Below are 20,295 nucleotides of genomic sequence, written 5' to 3' on the forward strand. Positions count from 1 at the left end.
GGTGGACAAAGCAACTCGGCAGTACACGAACATTAAAGGCGCTTTGCGTCGCACAGTCCAGCACCGCCGTGCGCATTCAACGGGACTGAAGCACGACGACGCTGCGCGCCTCGACGCGGCACGCACCGCGCTCGACGAGCGCCGTTTCGACATTCGGAACAATGTCGTTCGGCGATTCGGCAGATGTATCGACGACGCGCAGCCAGCTCGAATTGTCCACCGCCGGCAGCGCGGCCTCGCGCGCATCGTCGTTCATGTTGAGGACGATGTGCAGCATCGGCTCGCCCGGCGCGTGGCCCGCGAGCGTGAACGCCACGAAGCGCGCGCCGGGGTCGTGCCACGCGGGCGCATCGAGACGTTCGCCGTGCCATGCGACATCGGGATGCGTCTGTCCGTTCGCCGGACGTCCCGTCAGAAAGCGTCGGCGGCGCAGGCTCGCGTGACGCTTGCGCAGCGCGATCATTTCGCGCGTGAAACGCAACATGTCGCGCGCGTCGTCGGAAAGTTGCCAGTCCATCCACGAAAGCGCGTTGTCCTGACAGAACGCGTTGTTGTTGCCGCGCTGGCTGCGCAGGAGCTCGTCGCCGGCGAGAAGCATCGGCACACCTTGGCTCAGCAGCAGGATCGCGATGAAGTTGCGCGCCTGCCGAAGCCGCAGTTGGATGATCGCGGGATCGTCCGTCTCGCCTTCCGCGCCGCAATTCCACGACAGATTGTCGTTGCTGCCGTCTCGGTTGTCCTCGCCGTTCGCCTCGTTGTGCTTCGCGTCGTAGCTGACGAGATCGGCGAGCGTAAAGCCGTCATGGCACGTCACGAAGTTGATGCTGTTCGCGGGCAGCCGGCCATCGTCCTCGTAGAGGTCCGCGCTGCCCGCGATGCGCGTGCACACTTCGCCGACGACGCCCGGCTCGCCGCGCACGAAGCGCCGGATCGCGTCGCGATAACGCCCGTTCCACTCGGACCAGTCCATGCCGGGGAACGTGCCGACGTGATACAGACCGCCCGCATCCCAGGCTTCGGCGATCAACGGCACGCGCGCGAGGATCGGCGATGCTTCCATCGCCCAGGGTAACGGCGGCGTGCGCAGCAATTCGCCGTGCTCGCCGCGAGCAAAGACGCTCGCGAGATCGAAGCGGAAGCCGTCGACGCCGAGTTCGCGCACCCAGTATTCGAGGCAACGCATGATGAACGCCGACACCAGCGGATGATTGCAATTGACCGTATTGCCGCAGCCCGTGTAATCGAGGTATCGCCGCGAATCGTTCGGGTCGGACTGATAGAAGGCGTCGTTGGCGAAGACCTTGAAGTGGATCAGCGGGCCGTTGCTGCCCGCCTCCGACGTGTGATTGAACACGACATCGAGCAGCACGCGAATGTCCGCCGCGTGCAATGCGTCGACGAGTTCGCGGAATTCCTGCGGCGCCCGCGCGGGCTCGACGCAATAGCGCGGATGCGGGCTATAGAAGCCATATGTGCTGTAGCCCCAATAGTTGCGAAGTCCGCGCTCGGCGGCGAAGGCGGGAAGGTCCTGTTCGTCGAAGGCCATCACGGGAAGCAGTTCGACATGCGTGACGCCGAGCGCCTTCAGATAGGGAATCTTTTCGATGAGACCTGCGAACGTGCCCGGATGACGCACGCCGCTCGACGCATGCCGCGTGAAGCCGCCGACATGCAGTTCGTAGATGATCGCGTCGTCGAGGGTGCGGATGTCCACGTCGTCGACGGGCCGATTCAACGGCTCCGTCACGATGCCTCTGAGCGACGCGTGTTCGGCGGCGTGCACAGCGGCGGCCTGCGCGCGATCGTAGAAGCGGTCGCTCACGCCGCGCGCTTGCGGATCGAGCAGTTCCTTCCGGCTCGCGGCTTCGTCGCCCATCTGGGGCACGTCGAGCGGGCCGTATGCGCGCCACGTATAGCAGCAACGCAGCGGCAGATCTTCGACGAACACATGCCAGAAGAAATACGTGCGGTTCGTTTCGCTCGTGAGCGCGATGACCTGAAACGGTTCGACGCTCTCTTCCGATGCGTACAGCAATAGTTCGACGCGCGTCGCGCGCCGGCAGAACGCGCAGAAGTTGACGCCGCCCGGCATGACCGTCGCGCCGAGCGGGAAGCGCGAGCCGGTCCGCGTGCGATAGCCCGCGTGATCGTGCGCGACTGCAGGAACATCGCTCATGGTCGTCTCCCGCTTCGCTTCGTCACACTGAGCAAGGATATGTGAGGCGTCGCGGATTACAAGTGGACGGCTCGGGCGCGCGTCGCATCGGCGGGTGTTAAGCGTTTCAATATTTCTGTCGGATCGTTTCATCCGCTTGACCCCATTCGGATTCCGGCTACAACGGAATCAGTGCACACGTTGCGTGGAATCGTTCATGCCATCCGAACAAACGTTACAAGAAGGCTCGAGCGGCGGCGGCGTGCAAGGCTGGTCGCGTCATGTGCCGTTGATCGCGTTGCTGCGCGACTATCGCGTGGGGTGGCTGAAGAACGACATCATCGCCGGACTCGTTCTGACGACGATGCTCGTGCCCGTCGGCGTCGCATATGCGCAGGCGTCGGGCGTGCCGGGCGTGTGCGGCCTCTATGCGACGATCGTCCCGCTACTCGCCTACGCGATCTTCGGCCCGAGCCGCATTCTCGTGCTCGGCCCCGATTCCGCGCTCGCCGCGCCCGTGCTCGCGGTCGTCGTGCTGAGCGCATCCGGCGATCCGTCGCGCGCGATCGCCGTCGCGGGCATGATGGCGATCGTCTCCGGTTTGGTGTGCGTCGTTTTCGGCCTGCTCAAGCTCGGCTTCGTCACCGAGTTGCTCTCGAAGCCGATTCGCTACGGCTATATGAACGGCATCGCGCTGACCGTGATGATCAGCCAGTTGCCGAAGCTCTTTGCGATATCCATCGAAGATCACGGGCCGTTGCGCGATCTCGCGACTCTCGCCAAAGGCATCGCCGCCGGCCAGTCGAACTGGTACAGCTTCGCCGTCGGCGCGGCGAGCCTCGCGCTCATTCTCCTGCTCAAGCGCTTCGACAAGGTGCCGGGCATTCTCATCGCCGTCGTGCTCGCGACGCTATGCGTGAGCGTGTTCCATCTCGACCAGCGCGGCGTGAAAGTGCTCGGGACCATCCCGCAAGGACTGCCCGCGTTCTCGCTGCCGTGGCTGAGCGATGCCGATTTCGTGCGCATCGTGCTCGGCGGCTGCGCGGTCGCGCTCATCGCTTTCGCCGATACCAGCGTGCTGTCGCGCACCTTCGCGGCGCGCGCCAATACGCGCGTCGATCCGAATCAGGAGATGATCGCGCTCGGCGTCGCCAATCTCGCGACCGGTCTGTTTCAGGGCTTCCCGGTCAGCAGCAGTTCGTCGCGCACGCCTGTCGCGGAAGCGGCGGGCGCGCGCACGCAGGTGACGGGCATCGTCGGCGCGGTGGCGGTGGCGGCCGTGCTGCTCGCCGGGCCGAATCTGCTGCGTCATCTGCCGAGCAGCGCGCTCGCGGCCGTCGTGATTGCCGCGGCCATCGGACTATTCGAGTTCAGGGATCTGAAGCGCATCTATCGCATTCAGCAATGGGAGTTCTGGCTGTCGATCTGCTGCTTCGCCGGCGTGGCGGTGTTCGGTGCGATTCCCGGCATCTGCATCGCCGTGGTGATCGCGGTCATCGAATTTCTATGGGATGGATGGCGGCCGCATTACGCCGTGCTCGGGCGCGTGGAAGGACTGCGCGGTTATCACGACACGATGCGATACCCGCAAGCGGAACAGGTTCCGGGCCTGCTGCTGTTCCGCTGGGACGCGCCGCTTTTCTTCGCGAACGCCGAGCTGTTCCAGCAGCGCGTGCTCGAAGCGGTGAAGCAGGCGCCGACGCAAGTCAAACGCGTCGTCGTGACGGCCGAGCCGGTCACGAGCGTCGATGTCACGTCCGCCGACATGCTGCGCGAACTGCATCGCGCGTTGCAGGAACGCGGCATCGCGCTGCATTTCGCCGAGATGAAAGACCCGGTTCGCGACAAGCTCAGGCGCTTCGAACTGACGCCGATCTTTCCCGATGCGTGCTTTCATCCGACGATAGGCAGCGCCGTCGACGCCTGGCTCGCCTGTCAGACGCCCGCCGCCTGAATGTCGGCGAAGCGCGCCCGGAGCGTCTTCTTGTCGATCTTGCCGACGCTCGTCTTGCTGATCGCGTCGATGAAGCGCACGTCGCGCGGCACCGCATAGCGCGAGATGCGTCCGGTTTCGGCGATGCCGCGCAGATATCGCGTGATCATTTCCTCCGTGATCGGCACCGCGCAATCCGGCTTCTGCACGACGAGCGCGAGCGGGCGTTCGCCCCACTTCGCATCGGGCACGCCGATCACCGCGACCTCGGCCACGCCCGGCAACTGCGAGATCAGGCTTTCGACTTCGAGCGACGACACCCATTCCCCGCCCGACTTGATGACGTCCTTCGCGCGATCGGTGATGCGCAGATAGCCGTCGGCATCGACGTTGCCGATGTCCTGCGTATGCAGCGCGCCGCCTTCCCACAACGTCGCGGATGCCTCGCGATTCTTCAGATAGCCTTGCGTGAGCCACGGCGCGCGCGCGACGATCTCGCCGCACGTGCGGCCATCGCGCGGCGCTTCGCGCAGTTCGTCGTCGACGATGCGCAAGTCGACGAGCGGAATCGCGCGGCCCGTCGTGCAACGCAGGCGCACTTGCTCGTCGGCGTCGAGCGTGTCCGCGTGCGGGGGCAATTGCGCGAGACTCAGCAGCGGACCGCTCTCCGACATGCCGTATCCCGAGAACACGTCGATGCCGCGTCCGAGCGCCGCGCGCGCGAGTCCTTCGGTCAGCGCGCCGCCGCCGATCACGACCTTCCATCGGCGCAAATCGACGGCTTCGGCATCCGGGCACGTCAGAAGCATATGCAGGATCGTGCCGACGCAATGCGAGAACGTCACGCCTTCTTCCTCGATCAGGCGCATGATGTTCTGCGGCACATAGCGGCCGGGGTACACCTGTTTCACGCCAAGCATCGTCGCGATGTAGGGCATGCCCCACGCGTGCACATGGAACATCGGCGTGAGCGGCATGTAGACATCGCCGCGATGAAAGCGCTGGCCGCTCGCCGGGCTCGCGAGCGCGGCCATTCCGGCAATCGTATGCAGCACGAGCTGGCGATGCGAAAAGTACACGCCCTTGGGCTTGCCGGTCGTGCCGGTCGTGTAGAACGTCGTGGCGCGCGTGTTCTCGTCGAAATCGGGAAACTCGCGCACGGGATCGGCGGCGGCGAGCATCGCTTCGTATTCGCGCGCGAACCCGATGCCGTGCTCCGGAACCGCGACGCCTTGCTCATCGATCCAGATGAAAGTACGCACGGTTTCGAGGCGCGTTCTGATCGCGTCGATCACCGGCAGGAAATCGGTATGCACGATCAGCATGTCCGCGCCCGCATGATTGAGCGTGTACAGAATCTCGTCCTGCGAAAGCCGCACGTTCACCGATTGCAGGACCGCGCCCATCATCGGCACGGCGAAATAGCATTCGAGATAGCGATGGCTGTCCCAGTCCATCATCGCGACGGTGCTGCCATGCTTCGCGCCGAGCGCGTCGAGGGCATTCGCGAGGCGCGCGACGCGCTCCGTCATCGTGCGATACGACTGCCGCACCGCGCCGCGATAGACGATCTCCTGATCCGGCGAATTCGCGAGCGGCGTGTGCAGCAACTGCTTGATGAGCAACGGGTACGAATACGCGTCGGGCGCGGCGTGCGGGTCGAAATACGTGTCTTGCATCCTTGTCTCCAAATATTCAGAAGTTGTGGCGCAGGCCGAGCATGGCCGCGGTCGTCGACTTGCCCGGCGCGGTCGGCTGGCCGTAGGCGATCATCTGGTTCATCGTGCCGTTGTTGTCGACGTGGCCGACTTCGGCATACGCGAGCGTGCGCTTCGACAGGTTGTATTCCGCGCCGATCGCGAATTCCAGTGAGTGATTCGACGACTGGTTCTTGTCCTTGATGTAGTAGACGCCGGTCGTCACGTTGAGATTGGGCGCGAAGCGATAGCCAAGACCGCCCGAGTACATGTCGAAGTTCGCGCGATCCGAATCGGCGGGGTTCTTGCCGTTCGCGTAGGACATCGAGATCGAGAAGCCGTGCGTCGTGTACAGGCCGCCGAAATACATCATGCGATTGTTGTTGAGTCCGGTGGGCACGGAGCCGGGCGCGGGATTCGCGTCGTGGCCGTTGTAGTAGACAGCCGTCAGCGTCAAGCCGAAGTTCGAGTACTTCAGCACCGCCGATTCGCGCGTGCCGCCCTGAAACTGTCCCGCCACGCCGCCGGGCGCGTATTCGAGCGATGCCGACAAACCCGCATACGTCGGCGACTGATACACGAGCGCGTTGCTGTCGTAGAGTGCGCCGATCGAGCCGTTGGTGCTCGTGCCGGGCCAGCCGGCCGCCGTGTTCATGCCGAGCCATGCGGTCAGCACGCTGCCGAAATACTGCGCGCGGCGCACGTCGGTGTCGTACATCGCCCAGATCATCGGCACGATCTGGCGGCCCGCGTTGAAGGTGCCGAACGGGCCGGACACGCCGATCGTCGCGTATTGATTGAACATCGCGGTGGCGCCGGGCGTATCGGAGAGGCCGGTCTTGCCGGTGCCCGAATCGAACGAGCCTTGCAGCTTCACGTTGATGAAGTAGCCGCCGCCGAGATCTTCGCTGGCCTTCAGGCCCCAGACGCTCGAATAGATGCCGCCGTCCTTGAAGCGATACACCTTCCCCGTGTCCCGCGCGTTGCGCGCGAAGCTCGCCGCCGACGTGCTCTGATACATGAGGCCGGCGTCGAGCACGCCATAGAGCGTCACGGTGGATTGCGCATGCGCGCCGCCGGCGGCCAGCACGAGCCCTGCGGCAGTGGCGAATCTGAGCTTCATCGAGTCTCCTGATCTTGTTCTGGATGCGCCGCGCACCGATAGGGTCGCGGCGTCAGGAGGCAAGAATACGCATCGGCCAAGTGCCGAACCCCTCTCACGGAGAGAGGGGTAGGGATTGCGAGAGAGGCGGGAAAACCCTGCTGAAAACGCTTGAAAAAGGCGCTATTGCACGCCTTCGAGCAGGCCGAGCGCGATGGCGCGGCGCACCGCGTGCTTGCGCGAACTGGCGTCGAGCTTGCCGAAGAGATTCTTCAGATGCCACTTGACGGTGCCCTCGCCGACCGCCGCCGCGAGCGCGATTTCCTTGTTGCTCAAGGTGCGCGCGAGCAGTTCGAGAATCTCGCGCTCCTTCGGCGTGAGGATCACGCTCGGCAACGCGCGCGGCCCGCCTTCGCCCGAACGCGGCGGCACGCGCACGACATGCGGCGGCACGACCGGGCGCTCGCCGGCATCCACGCCGCCCGCTTCGCTCACGCGCCGCGCCCAGTCGGCGAGACCGGGATGCGCGTCGATCAACACGCGCCCGAGGTGATACGTGCGCGCGAGGTTCAGCGCTTCGAGAAACGGCGCGTGGCCGTCGCCCGTCGCGCGTTCCTGGGCGAACGCGCGCAACGCCATCAGCTCGATGCGCTCGCGTCCGCGCTTCATCGTCGCGGCGATCTGTTCCGCGCGCGCGAGCGGTTCGACCGCACCCGGCCAGTCCTGACGCGCGAGCGCCGCGCCGCCGTGCGCCATCGTCTGCAGCATCTGCACGGAGCGGCTCCAGATCGGCCCGCGCGTGGCGATGTGTTCATCGACGATCGCGTCGATACGCTCGACGAGCGCATCGCAGGTCTGCGCGCGATAGCGTCCCGCATGCGCGCTCACCTGCTCCGCGAGGCTCGTCACGCAAAGACGCGGCAGATTGCGCGCGACGCCCATCGCGTAAAGCATTTCGAGCAGATCGAGCGCGCGATGCTCGTCGCCGCGCAACGCCGCGATGCGCGCCGCCGTGCGATACGCGAGCACGACGGTCTCCGGCAACGCCGCGCGTTCGAGCACGTCGAGACGGTTGGCGAGCAGCGCGGCGGCCTCGTCGATGCGATCGTCCTCATACGCGATCGACGCGCACGTCGCCGCGAACATGCACGTCAGCGGATGACGCCGCCCGAGGTCTTCTTCGGCGCTCGCGAGCGCGGGCAGCAGGACGCTTTCGGCGAGCTTCACCTGTCCTTCCTGAAGCCACGTCAGGCCGACCATGTGATCGCCCCAGCGCACGACATAGCCGAGCCCCTTGCCGATCTGCGCGCGCGTCACCGCCTGTTGCAGACGCCGCGCCTGCGCCGGCTCGCCGAGCAGCATCGCGCGGGCGGCGAGGCGGTTCGCATGCGACTGCGCGAGCCACGAGTCCTTGGGCGGCGGCGTCTGCGCCCACGGCTCGAAAAGCGTCAGGAAGCGGTCGGGATCGTCGGCGTACCACGCGGCCGCGCTCAGGATCAACGCGCACTCGTAACGCAAGGCGTCGTCCGCACCCGGCGATGCAAGCACGCGCTCGACCTGACGCTGCGCCTCGTGATGACGTTCGCCCAGCGCGAGCGCCCACGCGACCGCCAGACACAGGCGCGGACGCTTTTCCAGTTCCGCTTCCGGCAGACGTTCCAGCCACTCGAGCACGGTGCCGAGCTGGCCTTGCTTCACGGCGTCGTGCAGCGACTGCTCCGCGAGTTCGTACGCATGTTCGCGCTCGCCCGCCGCGTGCGCGTGGCGCGCCGCCTGTTCGAGCATGCCGCGCGCGCCGAGCCAGCGCGCCGCGCGCCGATGCAGTTCCGCGCGCGCATCGTCCGCGAGCGCGGCAAAGCGCGTCTGCAGCACGTCGCGCACGAGCGGATGCAGGCGGCACCAGTCGCTCTCCTCCGCCGTCACGAAGACGGGCGTATCGCGCGTGAGACGTGCGAGGCGTTGCGGCGCGTCGGCGTCGCCGGTCAGGGCTTCGCACAAGTCGGGATGCAGCACGTCCACGACGCTGATGTCGACGAGCAGGCGTTCATCGGCGGATGACAGCTCGCTCAACAGCGCCGCGACGAGCGGTTCGCGCAAGCCGCGCGGGCCCGCCGCGAGATTGTCGAGCGCCGTGCGCGGGTCCTGCGCGCGCGCCATCGCGGTGAGCGCGAGTTGCAGGCCGAGCGGCCAGCCGCCGGTGATTTCGAAGAGGCGCGCGGCGGCATCGGCGTCGACGCGCGCGCCGAAACGCTGCGTGACGAGCGCGATGGTTTCATCGACGCGAAAACGCAGCGCGTCCGGCGCGACGAGTTCGGCCTGTCCGTAGGCGAGCAGTTCCGCCGCGGGCTTGTCGAGCCCCTGCCGGCCCGCCGCGACGATGCGCAGATTCTGCGGCGCGTTGTGCATCACGTAATCGAGCAGTTGCGCGCCGGGTTCCGGCAGACGATCGGCTTCGTCGACGATCAGCACGACATCGAGCGATAGCTGCGCAAGCTCGGCCAGCCACGCGGTGGCGAGATCGAACGCGCCGGCGGGCACGCCCGGATTTTCCGCGATGAGACGCCCGAACGAGGGCCGCGCGCAGCATGTCCGGATCGCGTGGACGAGCGCGCGCAGGAAGCGCTCCGCGTCGTCGCGATCGTCGGCGAGCAGCCACGCGACCGCCGCGCCGTGCGCCAGAAACTCGCGCCGCCATTGCGCGAGCAGCGACGTCTTGCCGTAACCCGCGCCGGCCTGCACGAGCACGATCTGGCTGCGTGCGGTGTCGGCGTTCAAACGGGCGCGCGCGAGCAGCCCGGACGGCGCGCGCGGCGCCATCGTCTTCAGCACGAGCTCGGTGGATGGGGAGTCGGTGGGCATCGGTAATTTTTTGTCTTCCATCTAGGATGGTTCGGATCGCGCGCGTGCGTCAAGCCCCTCCCGCCGCGAGAGGGGCGCTCGCCCGCCGCCCGCACTACGATTCGATCAACCGTGCAATTGAAAACCGAAGGATCACCATGTACCGACATCTGCTCGTGCCCGTCGAGCGCAACGACGCCAGCGTCGAGGCGACTGGCCATGCGGCCGAGCTCGCGCGCTCGCTCGGCGCACGCATCACGTTCGTCAGCCTGCATGCGGGCGCGAGCGACGATGCGGCGCAGCATCGCCGGATCGCGGCCGCCCTCGCCCGCGCCGAAGCCGCCGCTCGCGCGCACGGCGTGCCGGCGACGGTGCTCGGCGTGCAGGGCATCGATTCGGCGGCGGCGAACGATTACGACCTCGTGTGCATCGCGCAAGGCAGCGCGGTGCCGCCCTTGCCGGGCGTGGCCGTGCTGATCGCGCCGAGCGACGCGCGCCCGATGGCCACGAAGGCGGCGGGCGCGCTGCTCGCCGTGCATCGGATGCGCTCGGACGCTTACGACGATGCATTGCGCACTTCGCGACCCGATGCGCGGACGATCGAGCGTCTTCGCGAAACACATCACGAAGAAACCGCGCTGACCACGGCATTGCGCGAGCGCACATCGACGCTCGATGCCGAACTCGACGAACTCGCGCGCCTCGCCGAACGCGAAGCGGCGCTGCTCGCGCGCGTCGCGGCATCGATCGCGAATGGCGAGGTCATCGACGACACATTGCTTGCGAGCGCGCGCTTCGCGTGCGAACGCATGGGACGCATCGAAGGCGTCGTGCTGCCGGCCGCGCGCCGCTATCTGCGCGACGCCGACTGGAACGCGCTCGCGCGCTGAACGCCATACAGGAAACAGAGACTCAAGGAGACGAAACAATGGCACATGCAATCCGCTTTCACGAAACCGGCGGTCCGGAAGTGTTGCGCTGGGAAGAAGTCGCCGTGGGCGAACCCGGCCCGTTGGAGGTCCGTCTGCGTCACGAGGCCGTCGGGCTCAATTTCGCGGACACGTATTTCCGCTCGGGCCTCTATCCGGTGCCGCTGCCTTCGGGCATGGGCGTCGAAGCGGCGGGCGTCGTCGAGAAGGTCGGCGCGAACGTCACGCATCTGAAGGAAGGCGATCGCGTGACCTACACTGGTTTCATCAACACGCTCGGCGCGTACAGCACGGAGCGCATCATTTCCGCCGCGCCGCTCGTCAAGCTGCCCGATGCGATCGACTGCACGCGCGCCGCCGCCATGACCATGCGCGGCCTCACCGCCGCCTATCTGATGACGCGCATCCGCCGCTTCGAGCGTGGCGACACGCTGCTTTTGCACGCGGCGGCGGGCGGCGTCGGGCTGATCGTGTCGCAATGGGCGAAGCTGCTCGGCGTGACGGTGATCGGCACGGTATCGAGCGAAGAGAAAGCGCGCGTGGCGCGCGAGCATGGCGTGGCGCACACGATCGACTACAGCCGCGAGGACGTGGCCGCGCGCGTGCGCGAACTGACCGATGGCAAGGGCGTGAACGCGGTATTCGACAGCGTCGGCAAGACCACTTTCAACGCATCGCTCGATTCGCTCGCGCGCCGCGGTCTGATGGTGTGCGTCGGCACCGCATCGGGTCCGATTCCGCCGTTCGATCCGCAATTGCTCGCGATGAAAGGCTCGCTCTATCTGACGCGCCCGGCGCTCGCGGATTACATCGCCGATCCGGCCGAGAAGAATGCGCTCGCCGCCGAACTCTTCGATCACGTCGCGAGCGGGCGCATTCGCATCGAGATCAACCAGCGCTATGCACTGCGCGACGCGGCGGACGCTCATCGCGATCTCGAAGCGCGCAAGACCACGGGTTCGTCCGTGTTCGTCGTCTGAGGAGACATTCATGCGTATCGAACAACTTACTTGCGCGATCGGCGCGGAACTCACCGACGTCAATCTCGCCGACGCCATTCACGACGACGCCCTCTTCGCCGAAATCCGCGCCGCGTTGCTCGCGCATCGCGTGCTTTTTCTGCGCGATCAGGAAATCACGCGCGCGGAGCACGTCGCGTTCGCGCGGCGCTTCGGCGAACTGGAGGATCATCCGGTCGCGGGAAGCGATCCGGACCATCCGGGGCTCGTGCGTATCTACAAGTCGCCCGATCAGCCGAACGACCGCTACGAAAACGCGTGGCACACGGACGCGACCTGGCGCGTCGCGCCGCCCTTCGGCTGCGTGCTGCGCTGCGTGGAAACGCCGCCCGTCGGCGGCGACACGATGTGGGCGAACATGGTGCTCGCGTATGAGAAGCTGCCCGCGCACGTCAAGGAACAGATCGCGGATTTGCGCGCGCGGCACAGCATCGAGGCGAGTTTCGGTGCGGCGATGCCTATCGAGAAACGCCTCGCGCTGAAGGCGCAGTTTCCCGATGCCGAGCATCCCGTCGTGCGCACGCATCCGGAAACGGGCGAGAAGGTGCTGTTCGTCAACGCCTTCGCGACGCACTTCACCAACTATCACACGCCGGAGCGCGTGCGCTTCGGGCAGGACGCGAATCCCGGCGCGGGGCAGTTGCTCGCGTATCTGCTGAGCCAGGCGTATATCCCGGAATATCAGGTGCGCTGGCGCTGGAAGAAGAACAGCATCGCCATCTGGGACAACCGCAGCACGCAGCATTACGCGGTGATGGACTATCCGCCGTGTCATCGCAAGATGGAGCGCGCGGGGATCATCGGCGACGTGCCCTTCTGATGGATCGACGCATGAACGCACCGACGATACTCATGGTCCCCGGCCTGCGCGATCACGTCGAGGACCACTGGCAGACGCATTACGCCAACGCGCATGACAACGTGCGTACCGTGCCGCCGCTGCAACGCGACAAGCTCGATCGGAGCGCGCGGGTCGCCGCGCTCGACGCGGCGCTCGCGCAGATCGACGGACCGGTCGTGCTCGTCGCGCACAGCGCCGGCGTGATGATTTCCGTGCACTGGGCGCAGCGGCATCGTCGCGAGATTCAGGGCGCGCTCTTCGTCACGCCGCCCGATTTCGATTCGCCGCTGCCGGAAGGCTATCCGTCAGTCGATGAACTCGAGCTGCACGGATGGCTGCCCACGCCGCGCGAACGCCTGCCGTTTCCGTGCGTCGTCGCGGCGAGCCATGACGATCCGCTCGCGCGCTTCGAACGCGTCGCCGGCATGGCGCACGACTGGGGCGCGCGGCTCGCCGATCTCGGCCGAGTCGGGCACATGAATCCGGCGTCGGGATTCGGCCTCTGGCGCGACGCCGGGCGATACATCGCGGAGATCACCGAGCGTTAAGCCGACAAGCTCGCGAGGATATTCGCCGCTGCCCGCGCCGCCACTTCGCAGCCGAGCACGATGTGCGACTCCGCCGTGTCCTCGATGAAATCGTGACTCACTCCGCCGATGCTCGGCACGAACAACATGCACGCCGGCACATGATGCGCGATCACCTGCGCATCGTGCGACGCGCCGCTCGGCATGCGTTCCCACTGACCCGGCGCGAGCGCTTCGGCGGCCTCCGCGATATGCGCCTGCAAGGCGGCGTCCATCACGACGGGCGCTTCGGGCGGCTCGCTGTCCGTCATCGCGACACCGATTTTCCCTTCGGCATTGAAGTCGCGGATCAGCGCGGCGAGCGCGGCTTCCATCGCGCGCAAACGCTCCGCGCTGGCGTCGCGGAATTGCAGATACATGTCCGCCGCGCCCGGCACCACGCTGAACGAACCCGGATCGAGCTCGATGCGCCCGACGGTCCAGACGGTGTCGGCATCGGCGATTGCGCGAAACGCTTCGTCCATGCGCGCGATGAACGCAACGAGCGCCGCGCCCGCATCGCGCCGGATCGACATCGGCGTCGTGCCCGCGTGATTGCGCTGCCCGGTGAAGCGCAGCTTCAGCTCGCGTATGCCGACGATCGTCGTCACCACGCCGATCGACTTGCCGTGCGCCTCCAGCCGTCCGCCCTGCTCGATGTGCGGTTCCAGATACGCCTTGTGCCGCGCCCTGTCGATACGCACGCGCGCCGCGCCGATGAGTCCGGCTTGCGCGAGCGCATCGCCGAGCAGGACGCCCTCGCGATTGCGCGCGTGGCGCAGGGCTTCATCGACGGCTTCGCCGACGAAACTGCGGCTGCCGAGAAAGCCCGAGAACGTGCCTTCCTCGTCGATCCACGATGCGACGTCCACCGCGAAATGACGCGTCGTTTCGCATTCGGCGAGCGCCCGCGCGATTTCGAGGCCGTAGATGACGCCGAGCGCGCCGTCGAGCCAGCCGCCGGTCGGTTGCGTGTCGGTGTGCGAGCCGATCAAAAGCGCCGGGCCCGCGTTGCGCGAGCGGCCGAACACGGTGCCGACGCCGTCGATCGTCGCGGCGAGTCCCGCTTCGTTCATGCGGCCCGCGAGCCAGCGGCGCGCGTCCATATCGACCGATGACAGCGAGAGGCGCACGACGCCCGGACCGGTCGCGCCGAACGTGCGCAGATGACGGAGGTCGTCGAGCAGGCGGGCGGGATTGATCTTCAGCACTGTTTGTCCTCGATGTAGTCGTTACGTTTGAGTGCGCGCCTCGCGCCGCACTTCCTGCGGCGGCACGCCGAAGCCGCGCATGAATGCTTCGCGCATGTGACGGCGGTCCCTGAAGCCCGTTTCCTGCGCGATCGTTTCGAGCGAATGCCGGCTTTTCTCGATCATCAGACGCGCCGCTTCGAGCCGCAATCCTTCGATGGCTTTCGCCGGCGACTGCCCCGTCTCCAGCGTGAAGACGCGGCTGAACTGACGCGGGCTCAGATGCGCCTCGCCCGCGAGCTCCTCGACCGTCAGCGGCCGGTTCAGATTCTTGCGCGCATAGTTCAGCGCATTCTGGATGCGATCGGACTTCGGCGCGAGATCGAGCATTTCCGAATGCTGCGACTGCCCGCCCGCGCGACGCTGATGCATGACGAGCTTGTGCGCGACCGAACGGGCGATATCGGCGCCGAGATCCTTCTCGACCATCGCGAGCGCGAGATCGAGCCCCGCGGTCATGCCCGCCGACGTCCAGACCGGGCCATCGACAATGAAGATGCGGTCTTCTTCCACTTGCACATCGGGATAAAGCCGCTGCATGTCGCGCGCGTAGGCCCAATGCGTGGTCGCGCGGCGATTCGCGAGCAGGCCCGCTCCGGCCAGCACGAATGCGCCCGTGCAGATGCCCGCGATACGCCGCGTGCGCTTCGCCGCGCGGTGCAGGAACGCGAACACGTCGGCGGGCGGCGCGATCGTGAGCGGCGTGGTGACGCCGACGGCGATCCAGGTGTCCATCTGCGTGCGCGCGGTGATCGCTCGCGTGTCGATCTTCATGCCGAGCGACGAGCGCACTTCGCCGCCCGCCGTCGAATAATTTTCGATGCCGTAGAACGCCTCGCCCGATACGTCGTTCGCCATTTCGAAAACCGTCTGCGAGGCGAGCGCCATGATCTGGAAGCCGTCGCTCAATAAATAGCCGATGCGGTGCATGTCGTTTTCCTGCCGCGCGATGTCACGAATCACTACCCTATACGTCATTTGCGTCACGGTCAAATCCGGCCAGAATTCACTCACGCAATCAACCACTTGTTTTCTGACGGAGTGAAACATGACGCAGACACACCTCGGCACCGCGCTCGTCACGGGCGCGTCTTCCGGAATCGGCGCGGTCTATGCGGAGCGCCTCGCGCGGCGCGGCTACGACCTCATTCTCGTCGCGCGCAATCGCGACAAGCTCGCGGCGCTCGCCGAACGCATCACGAACGAGACGCGCCGCAGCGTCGAGATTCTCGATGCCGATCTGAACGACCGCAGCGCGCTCGCCACTGTCGAAGCGAAGCTGAAGAATGACGCGAGCATCACGCTGCTCGTGAACAACGCGGGCATCGGCACGCATACGCCTTTGCTCGACAGCGACGTCGACGCGATGACGCGCATGATCGATCTCAACGTGACCGCGCTCACGCGCCTCGCTTACGCGGCGGTGCCCGGCTTCGTCGCGCGCGGCCGTGGCGCGATCATCAACATTGCGTCGATCGTCAGCATTGCGCCGGAGATCCTCAACGGCGTGTATGGCGGCACCAAGGCGTTCGTGCTCGCGTTCAGCCAGTCGCTGCATCGCGAACTGGCGGGCAAGGGCGTGCGCGTGCAGGCCGTGCTGCCCGGCGCGACGGCCACCGACTTTTGGGAAACGGGCGGCCTGCCGATCGAGAATCTCGACAAGGCGATCGTGATGTCGGCGGGCGATATGGTCGATGCGGCGCTCGTCGGCTTCGATCGCGATGAGCTCGTGACGATTCCGTCGCTGCACGACGGCGCGAAGTGGGATGCGTACGAAGCGGCGCGGCAGGCGATGGCGCCGGAGTTGTCGGCGAACAAGCCGGCTGCACGGTATGTATCGGGCGCTTCAAGCCTTTCGTGACGCGGAATCCGCTCGCCGTGGCGCGAAGCACATGACGAGCGGTATCAGCGCGAGCGCGGCGCCGGTGTAGAAGGTCGCCGGCGCGCCATGGCGATCCCAGATCCATCCGGCGATCGCGCTCGCCAGCACCATGCAGACGCCGCTCGCGAGATTGAACACGCCGAATGCGGTGCCGCGCAGGGAAGGCGGCGCGGATTCGGCGACCATCGCCGCGAGAATGCCTTGCGTGAAGCCCATGTGCAGTCCCCACAAGGCGACGCCCGCGAACAGCGTGAGCATCGACGATCCCGCGCCGAGCAGCACATCGGCCGCGATCAGCAGCGCCAGGCCGCAGGCGAGCAACGCGCGCCGGTCCCATCGATCGGACAGCACGCCCGCCGGATACGCGCTCGCCGAATACGCGAGGCTCATCACGACCATCACGGCGGGAATCCACGCGATATCGAGTCCTGTCTGCTGCGCGCGCAGTACCAAGAACGCCTCGCTGAAGCGCGCGAGCGTGAAGGTCGCGCCGATCGCGACGACATACCAGTAGCGCCCCGAAAACTCGCGCATCGACCGCCAGTGCAGCGGCGAGCGGAAGCTCTCGCCTCGTGCGGACGCGCTTTCCGGCTCACGCACGCCGAACAGAATGATGATGACGGCGATGAACGCCGGCACCGTCGCGAACCAGAGCACCGTGCGGATGTGATCGGAGAACGCGAGCATCAGCACGATGGCGAGCAACGGCCCGGCGAACGCGCCGATCGTGTCCATCGACTGCCGCAGGCCGAAAGCGGCGCCACGGATTTCCGGCGGCGCGACATCCGCGACCAGCGCATCGCGCGGCGCGCCGCGAATGCCCTTGCCGAAGCGATCGACGAGACGCGCGGCCACGACCAGCGCGGGCGTTTCGGCGAGGGGAAATAGCGGCTTTGTCAATGCCGCGAGGCCGTAGCCGAAGAGCAGCAGGCCCTTGCGGCGTCCGAGCCAGTCGCTCAGCGCGCCCGAAAAGACTTTCACGATCATCGCGGTTGCTTCGGCTGCGCCTTCCAGCGCGCCGAGTGCGGTGACGCTCATGCCCATGGTCGTCACGAGGTAGATCGGTAGAAGCGCATGCACCAGCTCGGAGGACAGGTCCATGAACAGGCTGACGAGGCCGAGCGCCCAGACGGTGCGGGGGATCGGCGGGCGCGGTGTGGCGAAAGGAGATGGCATGGGCTCGATTCGTGTCATCGATTCGATGTCATCGTGCCAAAGAATGGCCCAGCGTGGCGGTCCGATCGCGCATTCCGCTCGCTCATCCGCCTCACACCGCGCCCGCAAAAAAAATCGCCCCGCTCAAAGCGGGGCGATTTCGTTTCCGGCGAGCGCGCATCGAATCACGTCACCGGCGCCGGATTGAACAACACAAGCGCGTTGTGCAGCTTCAACGCCTCGGCCTTCGTCTGCTTCTTCCCGCTCGCGACATCGAGCATCAGCCGGAACAGTTCCCAGCCCACATCGGCGATGGTCGCCTCGCCCGTCGCGATGGTTCCCGCGTTCACGTCCATCAGATCGTGCCAGCGGCGCGCGAGATCGGAGCGCGTCGCGACCTTCAGCACCGGCACTTCGGCGAGGCTGTACGGCGTGCCGCGCCCCGTCGTGAAGACATGAAGGTTGATGCCCGCCGCGAGCTGCAGCGTGCCGCAGATGAAATCGCTCGCAGGCGTCGCCGCGTAAATCAGCCCCTTCTGCTTCACCTTCTCGCCCGGCGACAGCACGCCCGAAATCGTCGATGACCCCGACTTGACGATGGAACCCATCGCCTTCTCGACGATGTTCGACAGCCCGCCCTTCTTGTTGCCCGGCGTCGTGTTCGCGCTGCGGTCCGCGCCGCCGCGCTTCAGATAATCGTCGTACCACTGCATCTCGCGGATGATCGCCTGCGCCACCTCACGGTTCGCCGCGCGCGCCGTCAGTTGCGCGACGCCGTCACGCACTTCCGTGACCTCGGAGAACATGACGGTCGCGCCCGCGCGCACCAGCAGATCGGTCGCGAAACCGACCGCCGGATTCGCCGTCAGCCCGGAAAACGCATCGCTGCCGCCGCACTGCACGCCGACGACGAGATCCGCCGCCGAACACGTCTCGCGACGGCGATTGTTGAGGCGCTTCAGATGCGTCTCGGCCATCCGCATGATCGACTCGATCATCGAGCCGAAGCCGACGTGCGCCTCGTCCTGCAACACGACCGTGCCGCCGTTGTCGTCGTGCGTGTTGTCGCCGATATCGGCCACGTCTTCCGTTTCCGCCGATGCCGCCGCGATCGGAATCGTGCCCGGCGGCATCAGGCGTTCCGGCTGGAGCTTCTCGCAGCCGAGCGACACCATCATCACTTCGCCGCCGAAGTTCGGATTCAGCGCGATGTTGCGCACCGTGCGGATCGGCACCATCGCGTCGGGCGCGTCGATGGCCACGCCGCAGCCGTATGTGTGACCGAGGCTCACGACGTCATCGACATTCGGATACCGCGGCAGCAGTTCCGCCTTGATGCGCGTCACGGCGTGCTGCACGACGTCCGCGACGCATTGCACCGTCGTCGTGATCGCGAGGATGTTGCGCGTGCCGACCGAGCCGTCGGCGTTCCGATAACCCTCGAACGTGAAGCCTTCCAGCGGCGATTCGTCCGGCGCCTTGATCGTCGCAATCGGCAGGTCGTGCAGCTCGGGCGGCGTCGGCATGCGCGTGACGTGCTCGTTGATCCAGCTTCCCTTCGGGAGCGCCTTCGTCGCATAGCCGATCACGACGTTGTAGCGGATGACCGCATCGCCTTCCGCGAGATCCTTCAGCGCGACCTTGTGGCCCTGCGGCACGCGTTCGCGCAGCACGAGGCCATCGGCGAACGTGGCGCCTTCGCCGAGACCGCCGTCGTTCACGACGATCGCGACGTTGTCGTCCGGGTGGACGCGAATATAGAGAGGGGACTGATTCATTCTGACGAATCCTTGAGCAAACATACCGCGCGGCTGCGGCTTGAGTTATGTCATCCTACAACATAGACAATCACAATTGGTTAGTATTTACCCGTATCCATTGATCTTGCACGCGTAAATAGATTGTCTGACGTCAGTCTATGTTGTACGATGACTTACGAGATCGGCAATCGGCCGGTCGCCGAACATCGAGACTTCATCACCATGACGACACCGCAAGAACTGAAGCAAATCGTTTCCGAAGGCCTGCTCTCCTTCCCCGTGACGGATTTCGACCAACAAGGCAACTTCCGCGCGAACACGTACGCGGAGCGCCTCGAATGGCTGGCTCCTTACGGTGCTTCAGCGCTGTTCGTCGCGGGCGGCACGGGCGAGTTCTTCTCGCTGACGCAACCCGAATATTCGCAGATCGTGAAGACGGCCACCGAAGTGTGCCGCGGCAAGGTGCCGATCCTCGCCGGCGCGGGCGGCCCGACGCGCACGGCCATCGCCTTTGCGCAGGAAGCGGAGAAGCAAGGCGCGCAAGGCGTTCTGCTGATGCCGCACTATCTGACCGAAGCGTCGCAGGAAGGCATCCGCGCGCACGCCGAGGAAGTCTGCCGCGCCGTGCCGAACATGGGCGTCATCATTTACAACCGCGCGAATTCGAAGCTCAACGCCGACATGCTGGAGCAACTCGCGGATAGCTGCCCGAACCTGATCGGCTTCAAGGACGGCGTCGGCGAAATCGAGAACATGGTGACGATCCGCCGTCGCCTCGGCGACCGCTTCTCGTACTTGGGCGGCCTGCCGACGGCCGAAGTCTACGCAGCCGCGTACAAGGCGCTCGGCGTGCCGGTGTACTCGTCGGCGGTGTTCAACTTCATCCCGAAGACCGCGATGGAGTTCTATCGCGCAATCGCCGCCGACGACCACGCGACCACGGGCCGCCTGATCGACGAATTCTTCCTGCCGTACCTGAAGATCCGCAATCGCCGTGCGGGCTATGCGGTCTCGATCGTCAAGGCGGGCGCGAAACTCGTCGGCCACGATGCGGGCCCGGTGCGCGCGCCGCTGACCGATCTGACCGAAGACGAGCTCGAGCAACTCGACGTGCTCATCAAGAAGCTCGGCGCGCAGTAAAGGCACAGGCAGGAGACGGGCGAAGCGA

General features: G+C 66.1%; 15 protein-coding genes. 7 read left to right on the forward strand and 8 right to left on the reverse strand.

Going from position 1 to position 20,295, the window contains the following annotated elements:
• Window positions 1–76 precede the first annotated feature (76 nt).
• Window positions 77–2,176, reverse strand: a complete 2,100-nt coding sequence (glgX, locus tag QCE58_RS21640) for a glycogen debranching protein GlgX (protein ID WP_250522025.1) — start codon at window positions 2,174–2,176, stop codon at window positions 77–79.
• A gap of 196 nt (window positions 2,177–2,372) precedes the next feature.
• Here glgX and QCE58_RS21645 point away from each other — a divergent pair, with 196 nt between their 5' ends.
• Window positions 2,373–4,109, forward strand: a complete 1,737-nt coding sequence (locus QCE58_RS21645) for a SulP family inorganic anion transporter (RefSeq protein WP_250522026.1) — start codon at window positions 2,373–2,375, stop codon at window positions 4,107–4,109.
• Here QCE58_RS21645 and QCE58_RS21650 read toward each other — a convergent pair.
• From QCE58_RS21650 to QCE58_RS21660, 3 genes are all read right to left on the reverse strand, one after another.
• On the reverse strand, window positions 4,091–5,767 hold the full coding sequence (locus tag QCE58_RS21650) for a fatty acid--CoA ligase (protein ID WP_250522027.1): 1,677 nt from the start codon (window positions 5,765–5,767) through the stop codon (window positions 4,091–4,093). The genes QCE58_RS21645 and QCE58_RS21650 overlap by 19 nt on opposite strands.
• Window positions 5,768–5,783: 16 nt before the next feature.
• The gene (locus tag QCE58_RS21655; protein WP_175981191.1) at window positions 5,784–6,908 is read right to left on the reverse strand and encodes a porin; all 1,125 of its coding nucleotides are present in this window, start codon (window positions 6,906–6,908) and stop codon (window positions 5,784–5,786) included.
• Window positions 6,909–7,070: 162 nt separating this feature from the next.
• The gene (locus QCE58_RS21660; protein WP_250522028.1) at window positions 7,071–9,746 is read right to left on the reverse strand and encodes a LuxR C-terminal-related transcriptional regulator; all 2,676 of its coding nucleotides are present in this window, start codon (window positions 9,744–9,746) and stop codon (window positions 7,071–7,073) included.
• A gap of 137 nt (window positions 9,747–9,883) precedes the next feature.
• On the opposite strand from QCE58_RS21660, the gene QCE58_RS21665 reads away from it, so the two are divergent.
• From QCE58_RS21665 to QCE58_RS21680, 4 genes are read left to right on the forward strand one after another with little or no spacing between them, the layout of a single operon-like run.
• Window positions 9,884–10,615 (forward strand): universal stress protein, encoded by a 732-nt coding sequence (locus QCE58_RS21665; protein ID WP_250457507.1) that lies wholly within the window; start codon window positions 9,884–9,886, stop codon window positions 10,613–10,615.
• Window positions 10,616–10,653: 38 nt separating this feature from the next.
• On the forward strand, window positions 10,654–11,634 hold the full coding sequence (locus tag QCE58_RS21670) for a quinone oxidoreductase (RefSeq protein ID WP_175981196.1): 981 nt from the start codon (window positions 10,654–10,656) through the stop codon (window positions 11,632–11,634).
• 10 nt (window positions 11,635–11,644) lie between these two features.
• Window positions 11,645–12,493: a TauD/TfdA family dioxygenase gene (locus tag QCE58_RS21675; RefSeq protein ID WP_008348529.1), complete on the forward strand. Its 849-nt coding sequence runs from the start codon at window positions 11,645–11,647 to the stop codon at window positions 12,491–12,493.
• Between the two features lie 11 nt (window positions 12,494–12,504).
• Window positions 12,505–13,062, forward strand: a complete 558-nt coding sequence (locus QCE58_RS21680) for an alpha/beta hydrolase (RefSeq protein ID WP_175981198.1) — start codon at window positions 12,505–12,507, stop codon at window positions 13,060–13,062.
• Here the strand turns inward: QCE58_RS21680 and QCE58_RS21685 are convergent.
• Together QCE58_RS21685 and QCE58_RS21690 are read right to left on the reverse strand one after the other, a co-directional pair.
• Complete coding sequence (locus tag QCE58_RS21685) at window positions 13,059–14,291, reverse strand: Zn-dependent hydrolase (protein WP_175981200.1); 1,233 nt, start codon at window positions 14,289–14,291, stop codon at window positions 13,059–13,061. The genes QCE58_RS21680 and QCE58_RS21685 overlap by 4 nt on opposite strands.
• Before the next feature lie 21 nt (window positions 14,292–14,312).
• On the reverse strand, window positions 14,313–15,260 hold the full coding sequence (locus QCE58_RS21690) for a GlxA family transcriptional regulator (protein ID WP_250522029.1): 948 nt from the start codon (window positions 15,258–15,260) through the stop codon (window positions 14,313–14,315).
• Between the two features lie 118 nt (window positions 15,261–15,378).
• Between QCE58_RS21690 and QCE58_RS21695 the strand changes: the two genes are divergently transcribed.
• On the forward strand, window positions 15,379–16,191 hold the full coding sequence (locus QCE58_RS21695; RefSeq protein WP_008348538.1) for an SDR family oxidoreductase: 813 nt from the start codon (window positions 15,379–15,381) through the stop codon (window positions 16,189–16,191).
• Here QCE58_RS21695 and QCE58_RS21700 read toward each other — a convergent pair.
• Complete coding sequence (locus QCE58_RS21700; protein WP_175981204.1) at window positions 16,177–17,388, reverse strand: MFS transporter; 1,212 nt, start codon at window positions 17,386–17,388, stop codon at window positions 16,177–16,179. The genes QCE58_RS21695 and QCE58_RS21700 overlap by 15 nt on opposite strands.
• A 164-nt stretch (window positions 17,389–17,552) precedes the next feature.
• Window positions 17,553–19,145: a galactarate dehydratase gene (garD, locus tag QCE58_RS21705; protein WP_250436816.1), complete on the reverse strand. Its 1,593-nt coding sequence runs from the start codon at window positions 19,143–19,145 to the stop codon at window positions 17,553–17,555.
• A 204-nt stretch (window positions 19,146–19,349) separates the two neighbouring features.
• Here garD and kdgD point away from each other — a divergent pair, with 204 nt between their 5' ends.
• Window positions 19,350–20,267, forward strand: coding sequence for a 5-dehydro-4-deoxyglucarate dehydratase (gene kdgD, locus QCE58_RS21710; RefSeq protein ID WP_008348545.1), 918 nt, complete (start codon window positions 19,350–19,352; stop codon window positions 20,265–20,267).
• The last annotated feature ends 28 nt before the right edge of the window (window positions 20,268–20,295 follow it).

Origin of the sequence: Caballeronia sp. LZ028 (genome assembly GCF_031451415.1) — a bacterium.
GTDB classification, from domain to species: domain Bacteria; phylum Pseudomonadota; class Gammaproteobacteria; order Burkholderiales; family Burkholderiaceae; genus Caballeronia; species Caballeronia zhejiangensis.

Coding starts and splice junctions, on each gene's coding strand:
- QCE58_RS21675 (WP_008348529.1), top strand. CDS start 11,645: ATGCGTATCGAACAACTTACTTGCGCGATCGGCGCGGAACTCACCGAC.
- glgX (WP_250522025.1), bottom strand. CDS start 2,176: ATGAGCGATGTTCCTGCAGTCGCGCACGATCACGCGGGCTATCGCACG.
- QCE58_RS21650 (WP_250522027.1), bottom strand. CDS start 5,767: ATGCAAGACACGTATTTCGACCCGCACGCCGCGCCCGACGCGTATTCG.
- garD (WP_250436816.1), bottom strand. CDS start 19,145: ATGAATCAGTCCCCTCTCTATATTCGCGTCCACCCGGACGACAACGTC.
- QCE58_RS21655 (WP_175981191.1), bottom strand. CDS start 6,908: ATGAAGCTCAGATTCGCCACTGCCGCAGGGCTCGTGCTGGCCGCCGGC.
- QCE58_RS21660 (WP_250522028.1), bottom strand. CDS start 9,746: ATGCCCACCGACTCCCCATCCACCGAGCTCGTGCTGAAGACGATGGCG.
- QCE58_RS21690 (WP_250522029.1), bottom strand. CDS start 15,260: ATGCACCGCATCGGCTATTTATTGAGCGACGGCTTCCAGATCATGGCG.
- QCE58_RS21700 (WP_175981204.1), bottom strand. CDS start 17,388: ATGCCATCTCCTTTCGCCACACCGCGCCCGCCGATCCCCCGCACCGTC.
- kdgD (WP_008348545.1), top strand. CDS start 19,350: ATGACGACACCGCAAGAACTGAAGCAAATCGTTTCCGAAGGCCTGCTC.
- QCE58_RS21665 (WP_250457507.1), top strand. CDS start 9,884: ATGTACCGACATCTGCTCGTGCCCGTCGAGCGCAACGACGCCAGCGTC.
- QCE58_RS21695 (WP_008348538.1), top strand. CDS start 15,379: ATGACGCAGACACACCTCGGCACCGCGCTCGTCACGGGCGCGTCTTCC.
- QCE58_RS21670 (WP_175981196.1), top strand. CDS start 10,654: ATGGCACATGCAATCCGCTTTCACGAAACCGGCGGTCCGGAAGTGTTG.
- QCE58_RS21680 (WP_175981198.1), top strand. CDS start 12,505: ATGAACGCACCGACGATACTCATGGTCCCCGGCCTGCGCGATCACGTC.
- QCE58_RS21645 (WP_250522026.1), top strand. CDS start 2,373: ATGCCATCCGAACAAACGTTACAAGAAGGCTCGAGCGGCGGCGGCGTG.